Annotated in this window: 9 protein-coding genes; 3 read left to right on the top strand and 6 right to left on the bottom strand. The window is 45.0% G+C overall.

Translation table 11 applies throughout. The annotated features are described in order from the left end of the window. Nucleotides 1-5: 5 nt before the first annotated feature. From glgB to O3Q51_04015, 3 genes are read right to left on the bottom strand one after another with little or no spacing between them, the layout of a single operon-like run. On the bottom strand, nucleotides 6-1,925 hold the full coding sequence (glgB, locus tag O3Q51_04025) for a 1,4-alpha-glucan branching protein GlgB (protein MCZ4407961.1): 1,920 nt from the start codon (nucleotides 1,923-1,925) through the stop codon (nucleotides 6-8). Between the two features lie 2 nt (nucleotides 1,926-1,927). Then, the gene (locus O3Q51_04020; GenBank protein ID MCZ4407960.1) at nucleotides 1,928-3,550 is read right to left on the bottom strand and encodes a trehalose synthase; all 1,623 of its coding nucleotides are present in this window, start codon (nucleotides 3,548-3,550) and stop codon (nucleotides 1,928-1,930) included. Then, complete coding sequence (locus tag O3Q51_04015; protein ID MCZ4407959.1) at nucleotides 3,547-5,484, bottom strand: alpha-1,4-glucan--maltose-1-phosphate maltosyltransferase; 1,938 nt, start codon at nucleotides 5,482-5,484, stop codon at nucleotides 3,547-3,549. The genes O3Q51_04020 and O3Q51_04015 overlap by 4 nt, the downstream gene beginning before the upstream one ends. A gap of 119 nt (nucleotides 5,485-5,603) precedes the next feature. On the opposite strand from O3Q51_04015, the gene O3Q51_04010 reads away from it, so the two are divergent. Then, nucleotides 5,604-6,584 carry an NAD-dependent epimerase/dehydratase family protein gene (locus O3Q51_04010; protein MCZ4407958.1) on the top strand — a complete coding sequence of 327 codons (981 nt, stop codon included), beginning with the start codon at nucleotides 5,604-5,606 and terminating at the stop codon, nucleotides 6,582-6,584. Nucleotides 6,585-6,602: 18 nt separating this feature from the next. On the opposite strand, the gene O3Q51_04005 is transcribed toward O3Q51_04010, so the two are convergent. From O3Q51_04005 to O3Q51_03995, 3 genes are all read right to left on the bottom strand, one after another. Next, nucleotides 6,603-7,043, bottom strand: a complete 441-nt coding sequence (locus O3Q51_04005; protein MCZ4407957.1) for a DUF4296 domain-containing protein — start codon at nucleotides 7,041-7,043, stop codon at nucleotides 6,603-6,605. Beyond that, a complete protein-coding gene (locus O3Q51_04000) occupies nucleotides 7,043-7,747 on the bottom strand; it encodes a polyprenol monophosphomannose synthase (GenBank protein MCZ4407956.1) in 705 nt (234 codons plus the stop codon). Before O3Q51_04000 ends, O3Q51_04005 begins: the two co-directional genes overlap by 1 nt. Nucleotides 7,748-7,938: 191 nt before the next feature. Further along, nucleotides 7,939-13,350, bottom strand: coding sequence for a gliding motility-associated C-terminal domain-containing protein (locus O3Q51_03995; GenBank protein MCZ4407955.1), 5,412 nt, complete (start codon nucleotides 13,348-13,350; stop codon nucleotides 7,939-7,941). A 191-nt stretch (nucleotides 13,351-13,541) separates the two neighbouring features. Here O3Q51_03995 and O3Q51_03990 point away from each other — a divergent pair, with 191 nt between their 5' ends. Both O3Q51_03990 and O3Q51_03985 read left to right on the top strand, forming a co-directional pair. After that, complete coding sequence (locus O3Q51_03990) at nucleotides 13,542-14,444, top strand: lamin tail domain-containing protein (GenBank protein ID MCZ4407954.1); 903 nt, start codon at nucleotides 13,542-13,544, stop codon at nucleotides 14,442-14,444. A gap of 65 nt (nucleotides 14,445-14,509) precedes the next feature. Beyond that, nucleotides 14,510-17,641, top strand: a complete 3,132-nt coding sequence (locus O3Q51_03985) for a carboxypeptidase-like regulatory domain-containing protein (protein MCZ4407953.1) — start codon at nucleotides 14,510-14,512, stop codon at nucleotides 17,639-17,641. Nucleotides 17,642-17,651: the final 10 nt, after the last annotated feature.

The raw sequence follows: 17,651 nt of genomic DNA, 5'->3' as shown, positions 1-17,651 counted from the left end.
ATTACTTATTTGGTTGGCTTCAAGACAATGAAGCCCATCGGAGGGATACGCAATGTCACGCTGTTTTCGCGTCCATGCAATACTTCCTTTTTGGTTTTAATTGCGCCTTTATTCAGGAAATCGCTTCCCCCGAAACGGGCACTGTCTGAATTAAATATTTCTTTGAAAGAGCCTTTTTCATCGACTCCGATTTTGTACTCTTCGTGTGCATTTGGGGTAAAATTACCCACTACCATGAGCTTTTGCTTAGCACCCTTAGACTTTCTGTAAAAAGAGAGTATACAGTTCTTGTTATCGCTGTAATCGATCCATTCAAATCCTTCTGCATCGAAATTGAGTTCATGCATCGCCTTCTCTGTGCGGTAGAGCTCATTCATGGCTTTCACTATTTCAGAAATTCCGTTATGAAAGTCGAACTTCAGTAAATTCCATAGCAAGGTCTCATCATGCTTCCACTCTGAAAACTGTCCAAACTCACTTCCCATAAACAGGAGCTTAGCTCCGGGATGGGTGAACATCCAAGCGTAAAGGGCGCGCAAATTGGCAAAGCGCTGCCACTCGTCGCCAGGCATTCTACTCAAAAGTGAGCCTTTGCCATGTACCACCTCATCGTGCGATAATGGCAACATGAAATTCTCAGTAAAAGCATAGACCAAACTAAAAGTAACTTGATTCTGGTGGTAGCTGCGGTAGAGTGGGTTTTTCTTGATGTACTCCAACATGTCGTTCATCCAACCCATCATCCACTTCATACCAAAGCCAAGTCCATCAGCACTTACCGGTCTTGAAACACTCGGCCAGTTCGTACTTTCTTCAGCGATGGTTTGCACATCGGGGAAGTTGGAATAAACAGCCTCATTCATCTCTTTTAAAAGCGAAATGGCTTCAAGGTTTTCTCGACCACCAAACTTATTTGGAATCCACTCACCTTCATTTCGACTGTAGTCGAGGTAAAGCATGGATGCTACTGCATCTACTCGAATTCCATCAATATGGTACTTATCAAGCCAATACAAGGCATTGCTAATCAAAAACGAACGCACTTCATGACGGCCGTAATTGAAGATGTAGCTCTTCCAGTCGGGGTGATAACCCAGGCGAGGGTCTTCGTGCTCGTAAAGGGATGTACCATCAAACTGATACAATCCGTGAGCATCATTCGGGAAGTGACTAGGCACCCAGTCCAGGATGACACCGATTCCTGCTTTGTGGAACGCATTAACCAAAAACGCAAAATCTTCCGGAGTTCCGAATCGCGAAGACGGGGCAAAATACCCCGTAATCTGATAGCCCCATGAGCCAAAGAATGGATGCTCCATTACGGGCATCATCTCCACATGTGTAAAGCCCATCTCCTTGACGTATGACACGAGGTCGTCTGCCATTTCGCGGTATGTGAGGCTTCGGTTTTGCTCGTCGAATTTTCTTTTCCAAGAGCCGATGTGCACCTCGTAAACGGAGAAGGGCGCATCAAGAGCATTCTTTTTCTTACGGTTCTTCATCCAAGTTCCGTCCGACCATTTGGGATCAAAAGAGCGGATGATAGAAGCGGTAGATGGTGGTACTTCCCACATCTCTGCAAAAGGGTCTCCTTTTTCAATGATTCCTCCACCACGCACTTTGATGGCGTATTTGTATAGCTCGTTAGCCCCGAGGCCAGGTATAAAACCTTCCCAGATTCCGCTGCTATCCCAGCGAGCATTGAGGTGGTGAGCTTGAGTATCCCATTCATTGAAGTTCCCAATCACAGAAACCGCCTCGGCATTTGGAGCCCAAACTGCAAAATAAGTTCCTGCTACTCCTTCGACTTCCATCGGAGTGCTTCCTAGCTTTTCGTAAAGCTTAAAATGCCGCCCTGAAGCAAAAAGTGAAATATCAAATTCTGTCAGCAGGCTGTGCGCGATGACATTCGACGTTTTTTCCATGGTTAATCGTTCTTAAGGATTTGGATGATGCCCTTGAGTGGAATGATGACCCAATCAGGACGAGAATTCAATTCGTAGCCAATTTCGTAAATGGCCTTTTCAAATATATGGTAGCGCAATAAAAAGTCAATTTCTTTGGAGTAGCCTATGTTCAATCCATTTTCCATGGCCGTCTCCACGTATCGCTCCAAGCTAAGCCCTGTAATAATTCGGTAGAGCCTTCCACCCAATTCTGTAGCGACTTCTCGATCAATATTTTCAGGAAGGGCATTGAAGACCGTAGAGAAAACTGCGTAATGATAAGAGCGGCATAAGCCTGCCAAGTCTTTGACGGGCGGTTGCTTTACTTTTCGGTCGCGTATGGTGCTCTCAGGCTCACCTTCGAAGTCGAGGATGCAAAAATCATCGCCTGTGATCAATATTTGTCCCAAGTGGTAATCCCCGTGAATTCGTATTCTCGCTGAGTTCAAATTCAGCTCATCAAATTTGAGGATGTGATTTTTGATGTCCTCTTTATTGTCGAGTACAAACTCCGCATACTCGCGGGCTCGGCCCTGCAGTTGATCTACTTTCTGCTCGAGCAAATTAAAGCGACCGTCGAGCATGTACATCAAACGGTTCAAAAGCCAAACGGTGTAATCCCCTCTAAAAGGCTCAGGTGTGAAATACCTATCCGTTTTATCTGAAAATAAAGCGATATGCATCTCTGCCGTTCGGACAGCCAACTTTTGGACTCTCTCCAAAAACTCCTTTCCGATCAAGCTTTGAATTTTCTCAGGAAGATCGGCAATATTCAAAGGTTTGTAAAGATCAACTTTGGGAAAATCAGCCAAACTCAAATCGCTGTCGGCAAATCGCTGGAAAAACCCCTCCATCTGTCGAAGCGTGTAATTCCAAGCCTCGCCTTGGTTTTCTACGCGCTCTTGCATCAAGCCGATCGATACGCGGTAGTATCCCTCGCGCACCCACTCAATCCCTCCCGCAAACTTAGGGGAATGGGAAAAATTACCCTTGTCGGATAAAAAATGGGTTAACTCCAGATCGGGATTGTTGTCTCGAAAGAGCTTCCGGTAAATCTTTAGGAAATACTCACCGTTGTAGACGATTGTGGAATTGCTTTGCTCAAGCTTCAACAACTCTGAGCTCAGATTTTCTTCACTAAATGAATCCCCCAGCACATTCCCTTTGGTGAATCGGAATTCTCCGATGGAAAGTCCCAACTGTTTCTCGGAAATAATATTGAAGAAGAGGTCGTTTCGAAATGCTGAGTCGTAGAGCGCATCGATCAAAAAGCCTTGACGTTCTCCTGCTTCATTGTGAATTTCGCAAATCACATCTGCATCATCTTCCATTTCGTCTACCGCGATTACGGGAAGGAGGTAGTTTTCTGTGTTAGATGTCTGAAAGACGATCTCCACCAAAAGAATAAAAGCCAGGCTACCGTTTTGGAGTTGGTAAGTCAGCGCATTCTCTATGGTATATTGCTTTATGTTTCCCGTCTTTGCGCCAAACCATCTCATTTGATGCAAATAATCGGGAAGGATTTTTTCAAACTCCTCCGATGCTTGACCATCGGCGAAAATTTCTTTCCAAGACTGCGATATGGTTAAGGTATGATTACTCATCCTTTTATGATTTTAAAGAAATGGAAAGGCAGTCCGTGTGGATTTAGCTCAACAAAATTGAACTCACCTCTCCAGGTGTAAGACACTTCGGTGATCAAGTCTTGAACCACATAGGCCTCGCCATCAGCTATTCCTAAATCGGCTAAGGGTACTTGAACCCAGCCCGCTTGAGTATAGTAGGTGTCCATATTCACAATGCACAAGAAGTGATCATTCGCAGCTTCATCGCCCTTGTAATAGGCCATAAGGCGCTCGTTATCTACCGCACACTTCTTATAATTAAACGTGTCCTGTAAAGCGGGATGCGACTTCCGCGCCGCGTTCACCATCTTGATCACCTGTTTCAGCTTTCCTCGGGTATCCCATACATGACGTTTAATTTCGTACTTCTCCGAATCCCAGTATTCTTCCTTTCCGGGAACGGCTTGGTAATGCATGTTTTCGTATACCGGACCGTACATTCCGTAGTTGCTGCTCAGCGTGGCAGCTAAGAAATACCGCTGAATGAAAGCGGCTTCGTTGGGCTGTTGAAGCTCGCTGGGAAGAATGTCAGGCGTATTGGGCCAAAAGTTCGGGCGGAAATACTCACGGGACTTGGTGTTGACCAATTCATCCATATATTCTTCCAGCTCGTATTTCGTGTTTCGCCAAGTGAAATAGGTATAGCTGTGAGTAAATCCGACTTTTGCCAATTGATGCATCACCTTCGGACGGGTAAATGCTTCTGAGAGAAAAATCACCTCGGGGTATTTCTCGTGGACATTGGCAATCAGCCAGCGCCAAAAACGGTAAGGCTTGGTGTGCGGATTATCCACGCGGAAGATGCGCACTCCCGCATCGATCCAATGGAAAACGATGCTTTGCAGTTCATTCCAGAGGTTCTCCCAATCCTCGCATTCGAAATTAATGGGAATAATATCCTGGTATTTCTTTGGCGGATTTTCGGCGTATTGAACCGTGCCGTCAGGGCGCCACTTAAACCACTGCGGATTCTCCTTGACGTATGGATGGTCAGGAGCGCATTGCAGGGCAAAGTCCAAGGCTATCTCAATGCCAAGACCATCGGCAGCTTTTACCAAGGCCTTGAAGTCTTTCATCGTTCCCAACTCGGGATGAATGTCCTTGTGGCCGCCCAACTTTGAGCCAATGGCCCACGGCGAACCCACATCACCTTTCTCAGCTTCGGTGGTGTTGTTTTTTCCTTTTCTGTTTTTCTCTCCTATCGGATGTATGGGTGGGAAATACAAAACGTCAAATCCCATTTGAGCAACGTGTGGCAACCGCTTGATGCAGTCTTTGAATGTTCCGTGTTTGTGCACCGATTCGCCTGCACTGCGCGGGAAAAACTCATACCACGTGCTGAAACCTGCTCGCTCACGATCCACTTTCACGCGAAAATCTCGTGAAGTGGTTACAAATGTTTGGTAAGGGTATTCTTCGAAAATTTTCTTCAGCTCATCTGATTGAGCTACCTCAATCGCCTTTTTGTATGAACGCTTGTTCCCAAAACCCTTTTTGGCAGCAGCCAAAAACTTTTGGTGCTTTTTTGCCTTCACGGCATCGAGGTATTTCACCCCATCGTGCAATTCTGACGACACGTGTTGGTCATCTTGAATCTTTCGCTTGATTTCGTGTTGCCAATTGAGGGCGTAATCTACCCAAGCTTCGAGTTTGTATGTGTAAAACCCTAATTTCTTCACCTCAAACTCTACTTCCCAAAGATCATTCACCAATGAGGTCATAGCTACTTTTTTCCACGTCTTCTCTGAATCGTGTTTGTAGACCAACTGTGCGTTCACGATGTCATGTCCGTCACCAAATATATCAGCGGTGAGCTTTACCTTCTCACCAACGACTCTTTTGATTGCAAACTCACCACCATTAATTGCCGGCTTAACATCTTCTATTACTGCACGATACCGTAATTCTTCCATAGTAATTGTAGTTCTTACACTTAGGCTGAGCAAAAATAGCAAAAAGGCTGACTTAGAGAGCGTCAAAGCATATGTCAACAAAGGAACCTTCTGACCGTTTAGAATCTTAAATTCGCAGCATGAATTTGGTCACTGGTGCCACTGGAATTGTAGGTATTCGCATAGTCTACGATCTCCTGAAGAGAAATGAAAAGGTCAGAGCCCTAAAGCGCTCTAGTAGCGATATGGCTTTCGCCGAAAAGGTGCTTCGATTCTACGGTGCTCTCGACGACGATCTCGATAATATCAATTGGGTTGAAGGTGATTTACTCGACATCTTCTCCCTTGAGACCGCCCTCGAAGGAGTCAAGACGGTTTATCACTGTGCAGCTCTGGTTTCTTACAATCCGAAGGACGAGAAGACGCTCTTTCAAATGAACGAGGGCGGAACCAAGAACTTGGTCAATATCTGCCTCACTTTGGGAGTTGAAAAAATATGTCACATCAGTTCGGTAGCTGCTCTGGGCGTGGAGAAGGAAGGCCCCACTACGGAAGAATCGCATTGGCAACGAGACGAGAATCGATCCGTTTACGGTTTGACCAAGTTTCTGGCCGAACGTGAGGTCTGGCGAGCTGGCGCCGAAGGACTGAAAGTAGTAGCTATGAATCCCTCAATAATCTTGGGCCCGTCAAAAGCTGATCAAAGCAGCGGTATGTTAATGAGTATGTTGCGGAAAGGCTCGAAGTACTATCCTTCCGGAGGTGTAGGATTGGTAGACGTGAGGGATGTTTCCCTAGCGTGCATCACCGCAGTGCAAGAAGCCAAGTTTGGCGAGCGCTATTTGCTCAACTCCGAAAATCTATCTTTTCAGGATCTCCTAATCAAAGCAGCGCAGAGTTTCGGTAACGAGGAGCCAAAAACCAAACTCCCCGATTTTTTCCTTGACATGGCTTGGCGGTTTGGCTTGATCGCTCGATTGTTTGGTATAAAGTCCATTTCAAAAGAAACTGCCCAAAGCGCTCAGCGGCACTCAAATTACGGAAACTCGAAAGCCAAAAATGAGTTGGATTTGGCATTTATTCCAGTCGGTAAATCTTTGGAGTGGATTAAGGCGTTTTGATACAACACTTCTAGCTGCTCACTTCAGCGGCTGCAACTTCCTTTTTGAAGCCGCGCTTGTAATCGAATCAAGATTCAAAGAATCTCTCATGTTCTTCGGGGTATTGTAGATTTTCTTCACCTCCACATCGAGCTTGGAAAGGCTGTCCAGTACTTGCTCGTAGATCAGTTCCATCTCATCGGGGCGCGACTTGTAGTAGTCGTAAGTAGCGTCAAAATCTTTTTGTTCGATCTCGTGCTTTGCGAAGATATTACCGTACATCGCCTCCATATCGGGGCTTCTCTCCCGCTTCGGACCTAGCTTGTGCACTTTCATTCCTTCAACCAGCTGCACATCTACCATCACTTCGGTAAACTTGTCCTTATCCAAAAGGCCTTCGGGAACCACTTCAACTTCGGGCTCTCCACACCCCGTGAAAATCAGGATGATCACCAAAATAGTCAGGGATCGGAACAGCATCACTTAAACCGCATTTTCAGCACTCCGAAAAATGCCTCGGTAAAAATATTCATGCTCATCTTGCTCTGTCCTACTTGCCGGTCAATAAAGGTGATAGGTACCTCTACAATCTTGAATCCTCTTCTTAGGGCAGCGTATTTCATTTCGATTTGGAAGGCATAACCCACAAATTCGATATCATCCAAGTTGATGGTCTTGAGCACTTCGTCGCGGTAGCAAACAAATCCCGCCGTAGCGTCCTTCACGCCAATCCATAAAACCATCCGTACATAGAGCGAGGCGAAATAAGAAATGAAAATTCTGAAGAGCGGCCAATTGTCAACCTTTCCGCCTTTGGTATAACGAGAGCCAACGCTCATATCGGCTCCATCTGCGCAAGCTTGGTGCAGCCTAATCAAGTCTTTGGGATTGTGAGAAAAGTCGGCATCCATCTCGAAGATGTACTTGTAGCCCTCCTTAAGCGCCCAACGGAAACCAGTGATATAGGCCGTTCCCAAGCCCGTCTTCTCTTTTCGCTCGAGCAAGTGCACCAGCATCGGGTACTGCTCTTGCTTTTTTCTCACCAAATCGGCTGTGCCATCAGGACTGCCGTCATCAACCACCAACACATGGAAGTCTTCGTTGAGATTCATCACTGCATCCAGAATGTTCTCAATATTTCCGTACTCATTGTACGTCGGTATAATGACCAGCTTTTGGCTCAAGGCAAAAAAATTTCGGGCTAAGATAAATTAAGTTTGGTATAGGGTCTAGTGTATTGGGTATTGAGATAGTCGGGTAGCTGTTAAAAGTCGAGAAATTGAATTTTTATCAGAATAGTAAGACATCAGTTTTAAGGTTAGACACTGCATCGGATCTCAAACGGTCTAAATACTTTGTACTTCCCAATCAAATACTACCTGATTACCATCACCTTCCCATTGTAAAACCGTTCCTCAAGATTAAAATCAGGCTTTGCCGAGAGGTGCCACTGATAAAGGTCTGAGCGGCCAAAGTATCCTGCATTATTCTCTGATCCATTCCATTTCTCGTTGGGGTCATTTGTTTCAAAGACCACGCGACCATTTCGGTTAGTTATCCAAAAGCGGTACTCGGCAATGTCAATTCTCGAAAGTTGAGGAGCAAAAAGATCGTTCAAACCGTCACCATCTGGTGTAAAAGCGGTGGGGATATAAACAAAAAAGTCATCGGCTACCGTGACGGTTTGACAAGTGCTATCAACACAGCCTTCATTAGAAATTACGTCGAGACAAACTTCATATGCTCCACCAACGTCAGAAGGGAACTCATAAGTGTACCACTCTCCCGAGCCCAAATCAAGGGTGTCGATTCTCCAGAAGTTGAACTCGGCATTTTGGGCGAGACTTGTAAAAGTCACCTTAGGACTGGTAATGGATGGCTTTTCGGGAAAGAAAGAAAAGTCGGCTTCGGTGGTGTATACCGATAGTCCTCCCGGCAATTGAGTCGTTCGGCTACAACCCGCTGCTGATGTCACTTCTAAGGCAATAGTGTATTGTCCGGTCGAAAATTCTTGAGACACATTTGGCGAAGACTCGCCGACTGGCTGGGAATTGAAGCTCCATTGATAAGTTGAGCCGACAGCAGTATCCACTGCGGTAAAATCGACTAGCAGCGGATCGCAGCCGGCGACTGTCGAAGCTACAATTTCTACTTCGGGAATGGGAGCTACTTCGATGTCCCATGAGACTTCAGAAGTACATCCCGCCTCATTCGTTCCCATCAGACTAATTTCCGTGCTCGTGGGAGTGTAGAGTCTGGTCTGAGAACTATCGGGATTAGAAAAAAGTTGAGCAGGAGACCATGACAAGTTCGGCGCACCGTAACCAATTACATCTGTTGAGTCGCCTTGGCAGATGGTGCCGGGCGCAAAAATTTGAAGCTCAGGAAAACTATACACGGTGACCAATACTGTATCCCGATTGGTGCAATTAATGTCGGTAGCCGTTAGAATGAGCTCGTTCTCTTGAGGGAAAAACCCTTCATTCAAAGCAGCAAAAGGAGTGAAAGAAAGCGATGGCTCCAAAACAGATGTATTGAAGGCCCATGAATAAGTCACTCCCGAAATTGGGGAACTCCCGATCAACAGGGTATCTCCCGTACATGCAAGTTCGTCAGAGCCTGCATCGACCAATGGAAGTGGATACTCCACCAATTCAAGCGCGAATGTATCGAGCACGGGGCATAATTGATCGGCATAATTCGTGATACTGTAGCTTCCGCCAATGGTTAATGCCAAAGCCGTATCCCCTGAAATGAGATAGGACTGTTCTCCGAATTCGCCGTTCAAGTCAAATTGGAAAGGAGCTACTCCCACGGTATTGATTTGAAGCAAAGAGGTATCTCCCGTGCAAATTTCCGGATCCCAATCGTAAATCAAATCCGGCTCAGGATGGAATTGGATTTGGCCGACTCCGATTCCATCACCGACGCAATAAGCAGAAAGTGTCGAAAGCGGTTCCACCATCCCTGAATCAGTGAACATCAACTCCAAAGGAGATTCATCCACTTGAAGCGTCGTTTCTATTCCACCGAAGGTATAGGTGAAAGTTTGAGGCAAATTGCCGGCAAATTCAAACAGGACGATAGCCGTATCGGTGGGGCAAATGATCTCGTCATAATTCACCAAAACAGTAGGCTGCGGTAGGAAAATAACCGGTTGACCGACGGAAATGGATACCTGCGGGTGAGTCAAATCAATCTGGTCTCCAAGTGGATTTCCCACTACGGAAGAAACATAATAAGTCGTATTAACTTGCAGGTCCTCATTGTAGGTAAACTCGGGTATGTCAGACCAAGCAAAAATATTTCCAAGTACATTGGTATTGCTGTCGTGCAAGACATACTTCAGAACATCATTTCCATCCAAAACAGGAGGAACCGATTGAGTGACCACAGCGGGCTCCTCTCCGCAAGTTCTCACCGTATCGGAACTCATCTCGCCTGCAGAGGAGGTGACAGGACAGGTAAGGCTTCCCGTAAAATCAGCAGAAGTACAAACGGTATTGTTGCTCAAAGAAAAACTGACGGCCATTCCCGACTCTACAAAATCAGAGAGAAAAGCATTTCCTGAAAATGCCCCTTCCAGACCGGTAACAATAAACCCGCTTCCATAATCGCCGAGTGCATCAAAAGCAACCTGATACGTCGCGTCAATACCCGTACAGGACAAGATGGGGTTCACTATTTGCGGAGATGGCTCGAAACTTACCGTAACAGAATCAGTGGTGGCGCATGGACCGTTTTTTTCAAGAATGACTGCGGTTGCTTCGCCAAAGTCAATCACCGAAAAATCGGTAGTAGCACTGCTCGGATTAGAAAAAGTTGAACCCTGAGCTGAACTCTCCCAAAGCAAATCACCCACTGAAGTAGTGGCTTGCACTTGAGCGATAAGTCCGCAAACAGAAAAGTCTCCTTGTGCAGAGACCAATGGCTGCTCGTAAAAACTAAGCGCATAAATGGTGGTGTCGTAACAAACGGCCTGATTGCTTGCCACTAGGCTCACGGTAAAATCACCTTCAGCCAAGGAGGTGGCTATAACTTGTTGATCGGTAGTAGAACTAAGGCTCAAGTCAGGTGATGACCACTCAATAGGAAATCCCGAAATCGGACTGATCAATTCGGTTTCAAATCCGCAAACCGAATCAACGACACTTGGAGGCAAAACGGGCTGCTCCAAAAATGTAAGGTTTAATGTGTCAAAAGCAATGCAGTCAAAGCCATTATCGGCGGTAAGGCGCAATTCGTATGTCCCGGGTGCGGCACCTATTTCTACCGGGTTTGCCGAGTTGTCCGTTATGGACAATCCGATGTCTCCTTCCCAAAGCAAATTGCCCGAGTTAAGAGAAGCTGGAATTTCTGCCGACGGGCCGCAAATTAGTGTGTCCGCGAGGGGCTCAATAACAGGCTGCTCCACAAACCCCACTTCGATGGTATCGGAATCTTGGCAAAAACCTTTATTGGTCTCCCGCCAAATGATGTCGTAAAATCCGTAAACCGTAGCCGTGACCTCAAGACTAGGCCCAACCGGAGTCCCAAAAGGAATAAGCTCATCAGGCAGAATCCATACGCCAATTCCTACTGAAGCCGCCGCAAAGAGGTTGACCTCATCTCCACAAACGATGTCGCCAACTCCCGCATCTGAAACAGGCTGATCAATGAATTCTACGGAAGCAGTATCGGCCGCAACACATGGCCCATTGACACTTTGGTAAATAATCAGTTCCAAACCTTCTATATCCGCGACAGCGATGACAGGATCAGAGAGCGGATCAACGAGAGTGACATTTGTACTTAAGTCCCAATTCGGAATTCCATTCGATCCGAAAACAGTCAACTCTACTTCTGACCCGCACACCGAATCAACAGCAGAGATCATAGCGGTGGGTTGATCAAAAAACTCGATCTGTATGGTATCCCTGTCGATACATCCATTGATTGGGTCTCCATCTTCTTCCGTCCAAACCAGCTCATAAACCCCGATTGAACTTGCTGTGACAATAGAATTCGGGGAAGTAGGATCTAAGATTGAAATTTCAGGATCACTTGATGTCCAAAGGGATTCGCCAAAGCTCGGAATGGCCTCTAGTTGGTATTCTGTGCCACAAGCAAAATCATCGCCGCCTGCATTGGCATCGGGTGAAATGAGATTTTCTACAATGAAGGTTCGGGAGGTAGAACAACTATATATCTCGTCGGTGATGGTCACGTTATAAGTTCCTTCATTGAGATCGGCTCTTACCAAAGTGATAGTTGGATCGTCACCCCAAACCACGGTATAGCTTCCCGAGCCATTTAAAACAGCAATTTCAATGACCCCGTCATTTTCGAAACAAGTTTCGGGAATCACCTCTATTTCCAAACTCAAGGGAACATCTACCACTACGGTATCGGTAGCAGCGCAAACACCATCGATAAACTCACCTTGCACGATGTAGACACTCGATGTGTCAGGTGTTGCAACGGGATTTGCACAGGGATTGCATGAAAAATCGGGCCCAACCGGAATCTGATTACCATCCAAATCAGACCAAGTATAGCTGATATCATTTTCAGCAAAAAGTTGCACACTCTCTCCGGCACAGATAGTCGTATCAGGTCCCGCAAACATGGGTTCGCGCAAAACGAATTGAACGGCATAAAAGGCTTGACCATATATGGAACAGAAATCGTCAATCGCCGAAATAACAAAATCACCTCCTATGAAATCGGAAGGAATAGTTCCGCAAAATTCAATGGTAGCAGGATTTACACCTGTCTGAGTGAATGTGGCGCCGGGAATTGCTTCAGCAATATCTGCCGAGAGGGTCAGTTCCAGCAATGGATCAGTTGAAACAAAGTCAAGTTCCAAACAAAAATCATCACCCGCGCAAATGCCGATTTGATTGTCGCTAATCGGATAGCCGCCGCCACTAATCTGCTCGAGAGAGCCCGGCAGCGGTGTGGGCGGTGGAACGGCGCAGGGGATAACGATAACATTAAAATCAAGGTAAACGACTCCGATCAATACGCCATCTCGGTATTCTCGTACTTCTACCACAATGGTGTATTTCCCCTCTGTGGTAGGGGTCATGTCCATTTGGCCCGTTTCGGGATTAAATGTCAGGTTATCAATAGGTGCCGCAGGGGAATAGCCCGGTTCGTATGGCATATCCAGCGGCATATCGGCCTCGTCAGAGGTAATGGCAGGTGTGAGCGCGTATACCAAACTATCGCCATCGGGGTCATTGAAAGAAAGATTGTAGAAAAAATCACTGTTTACGCAGACAAAAGGGAGATTGAATAATCCCAATTGTGGCGAGGTATTGCACTCTCCCGAGGCATTGTTCAAAAAAGCCTCCACGTGGATGCGGCTAGTGCCATCATCGACGAGATTTAGAACAGAAGCGCGGTTTTGCTCTGCCACGATAATTTGCCAATCGGCGCAAGGCGGCAAGTTAACCACCCCACTGTAAACACTCAAATTGACTCCTGGAAGTGCCCCTCCATTGCAACTGCTGGAAGGCAGTGAATCGGGACATAGTTGTGATACTTCCAGGCTTTCCTGTAAATCAATTTCTACAAATCCGATGGCACCACAGGAAGAAGTAAAGAAAACATCAAGAAAATCAGGTGTATCAGTAAATTCTGCGCAATCTCTAAAAAGGTGAACGCTGACTAAGTAATCATTACCCCCTAAACATTCATATTGCACATTTATCCCCTCGTTTCTACCCGCAAAAACATCTTCTGGCAATGCAAGAAAAAGAAAGAATAGAAAACAGAATGATACGCACAAAAGACCCTTCACAGCCGCAAATATAGGGCGAATAAAAACCTCTGTTTTGAATAATTTTGGAGAAATCACCACTTCAATGTTGACGAAAGAATCAAACGATGAACATTAAGTTTAGATTAAATCTTATCCACAACTCACCACCAATTCAATCTAGAGCCTGGCAAATAGTTACTTTTGTTCCACGAAATCTTATAACAAAACACATGAGAACACTTCTACTTTCAGCAGCAGTAATTGCGGCTTCTTTATCTGCCTCGGCGCAGTGCGACAGAATTTTTATTTCTGAATACGTTGTTGGAACGGGCAACAACAAAGCTTATGAGCTTTACAATCCAACTTCAGAGCCCATTGACTTGAACGGATACATTCTCGAGAGATGGTCGAATGGTCAAGGTAGTGTAACGGACCAAACTGATTTATCAGGCACCATAGAGCCTTATGGAACTTGGGTAGTTGCTAATGGACAAACGGAAGATATTGATTTGGGTGGATTTATATCTCCAGCCTGCGATCCTGAATTGCAAGCACTGGCAGATCAATTGGACAACCCATATCCCGCACCGACTTTCATGAACGGAAACGATGCCTTGGTTTTAGTAAAATACGATGAAACCCCTCCGGTTTTTGATGTTTTTGGTAGACCAGGAGAAGATCCTGGAATTGCATGGTCTGCTCCTGACGGAACATTTATTACCGATAATCAAACCATGGTGAGAAAATTTGATATAACCGGAGGTATTACCACTATTCCGACACAGTTTATACCTCTTGCGGATTGGGATACTTTGGGAACCGATGTATGGAGCAATCTTGGAATTCACGACTGTGCTTGTTTCCCACTTAGCAGCGGTTCACAAGAATCAGTAGATGTTCAGATATTCCCTAACCCTTTAGTAGGAAACGCTCCATTGACGCTGACTACCAATAAGAACATCAAAAGCATAGAAGTATTTGACATGACCGGTCGCTTGATTGCTACTGAAGTAAAAATCGTCAATGCTGAACAAGCCGAAATTACTTTCGATAACCTTCCTGCAGGAACTTACATTGTTAATGTAAATATGGAAGGCGCCGTAGGATTTTCGACGCGATTCATAAAGCAGTAAATCACCAACTAATTTATCCCACTGCCCAAACGGCAGTGGGATTTTTCTTTCCAAAAACACCCGTTGTGAAAAGAGGATTAATCAGTGCCATCCTGTTCATTCTTTCATGGACTTTAATGGCTCAGGATTCAGGAGTTATTCGTGGAACATTAAAGGATAAAGGAACCGGTGAAACCCTGATCGGTGCAGCGGTGGTATATGCCGATGGCAAAGGAGTTACTACAGATATCGATGGAAAATATGAGCTCACCCTCTCTTACGGTACGTATACATTGAAGGCAAGCTATGTGGGCTATGAATCTATCGAGAAAAAAGTAACTGTAGATAGCAAGTTCAAGCAGGTCGATTTTGCTCTGGGAACAACTACCCTTCGTGAGGTCGAAGTCGTTGCTGACCTTGCGATCGCTGAGGAAACACCCGTTGCCTTTTCAAACATCACTCCAAAACAAATAAAGCAAGAACTCGGTGCGAATGATCTGCCGCTTCTGCTCAATACTACACCAGGAGTTTATGTATCTCCAACGGGAGGTCCAGACGGCGGTGCCAGAGTAGCAATCAGGGGTTTTCAAGATCGGAATATCACCGTAATGATTGATGGTATTCCCATCAACAATATGGATAATGGAAACGTGTTTTGGGCAAACACTTTTGGAATAGACGGAGTACTTGCCAATATGCAAGTGCAAAGAGGTATGACTTCCTCGAGGTTGGCAATACCTGCGATTGGTGGAACCATCAACTTTATTACCAAGAGTATTGAAAACGAAGAGAGTGTCTACCTAAGACAAGATTACGGCTCATTCAATACCCTGAGAACTTCGTTTGGATATAACTCAGGGCGATTGAATAAAGGGTGGGGGTTCTCTTTGGCAGGTTCATTTAGAAAAGGAGACGGGTTTTCTGAGCAACAGTACAGAGAAGAGTACTTTTATTACGGTAAGGTTCAAAAAGAATTGGGCAATCACATTGTTTCTGTGAGCGCTTTGGGTTCTCCTGTCGAATACGGTGTAAGGCAGGATCGACAGAAAATTGCGACATATGACAAAGACTATGCAGCTGGATTATTCCAAGGAAACAACGATTTGTACAACCGTTTATCTTCATACAATGTGGTTTATCAAAGTCTGCAATACGCTAGTGTTGCTGAAAGACCAGTCCTTCAGGAACAACTTTCTAATCTAAATGAGCAGTACGGTTGGTCAGAAGGTGAATTCTTCGATATTGCTGCCGACAATAACTTTATCGATACTGCTGGAGTCATTTCAAGAGGTTTTCGATACAACAACCATTGGGGGACACTTAACGGGGACATCCAGAATGAAAGAGTTAGAAATTACCATAAGCCAGTTTTTTCTGTCCGAGACTTTTGGACAATAAATGAAAATCTCTATCTGTCCAACGTGGTTTATTACAGCTACGGAAGGGGTGGACAGACAAGTAGAGTGCCTACTCTAGGATATGGAGATTATGATGAGAATCTTCAAGTTGATTTTCAAACCGACTACAATACCAATACTCAGCCCAATATTTTTGGTCAACTGCCCCTTGATACTGCTATTTCTTTAACTGATTTGAAGAGTTCAATCATATTGAGAAAAACTTTTGACAACCATTATTGGTGGGGCTGGCTGTCCACCGTTGATTGGACGATTAGTGAAAGAATGACTTTTGCCGGTGGTCTCGATTTTAGGACTTACCAATCTGAGCAATATCGAGAAGTGGATAACCTACTTGGTGGCGATTACTATGTACCACCAGCAGACGAATTTCCCTTCGACAGACCATTTACTTCCGTTAGCAATGCCTCGAGAGAAGGTGATAGGATACAATATTACAACGATAACCTCATCCGCTGGGGAGCATTTTTTACTGAACTCAAGTACAATGACAACGAAAATTGGAGAGCTTTTGTCAATCTATCGGGGGTTGTTACTGGTTATAAGCGGATTGACTACTTCAATAGACGTGATATCATAGTAGATGGAGAGAGGTTTCCAAATGCCCTTGCATATGACGATGTAGGATTTTGGAATGGTAGTGAGCTTATAGTAGCTGCCAATAGTGCTGCGGGCGCGACGTCTTCATTTAACACTGTAGGAGATACTACTTTTGTAACGAATCCTTCTAATAATGAAAATGAATATGGGCCAGCCGGTACTTCCAGTATCGTTGGTGCAAGAGAAATTAGGTATTTTGATTCTGAATCTCAGGTATCTGAAGTTCCTTGGAAAAACATTCCGGGGTTCACAGTAAAGGCTGGTGTCAGTCGAAGTATAGAAGAGAGACACACCGTATTCATCAATGCGGGTTACATCAGCAGAACACCAAGATTTCGAAACGTTGTAGAATTAGGACGATTCAATCAGTTCTTTATCAATGTAGAAAATGAGAATATTAGCTCGGCGGAATTAGGCTACGGATATCGTACGTACAATTTTTCCGTGAATGTAAACGGTTATTATACATATTGGGAGAATCGACCGGTTGATGGAGGGTTTGGAGTTTTCCTTCCAGATAGAGGAATTTTCGTCCAGTCGAATCTAAACGAGATGGACGCTATTCATATGGGTTTAGAGTTAAGTTTTAAATATGTCATAAGCGAAAAGCTTAATCTTGATGGTTTTGCATCAATAGGAGATTGGAGATGGAACAGTGCAAAAACAGTTAACTTTTTTGATCCCCAAGGAAGACCCATATTTGAAGTAGGTCCAAATAACCGCCCAACAGATGAATTGGTCGAAGTCTCTTTCGATGCCAAAGGAGTTTTTGTTGGTGATGCACCTCAGACGCAGATAGGATTAGCCCTTCAGTATGATTTCATGAAGAATGCTTATTTGAAAGGTAGATACGTCTATTTCGATAAGCATTATTCAAACTTTGACCCGCTTTTTCTTAGTGATGGAAATGAAGGCCGACAATCATGGAAAATACCAGGATATGGATTGACATCAATCTTCGCAGGCTACAGATTCGACTTTAGCAAGGTTTCACTGGATCTGAATCTGATTGTTGAAAATGTATTCAATGTAAGGTATATTTCAGATGCCTCGAATAATGAAGGAGATGCCTTGGTTACAGCAAATTATCTCAGTGGGGAGGCAACGCAAGCTGCAACTCAAGCTTTTGATGCTAACTCAGCTTCGGTATACTTCGGCCTTCCCAGAACTTTCAGCATTTCCCTTAAGGCAACACTTTAAAAAATTTTTA

The organism is Cryomorphaceae bacterium 1068, assembly GCA_027214385.1.
In the GTDB taxonomy this organism is placed as follows: domain Bacteria; phylum Bacteroidota; class Bacteroidia; order Flavobacteriales_D; family Cryomorphaceae; genus JAKVAV01.
This window is presented reverse-complemented; position numbering and strand designations above follow the sequence as displayed.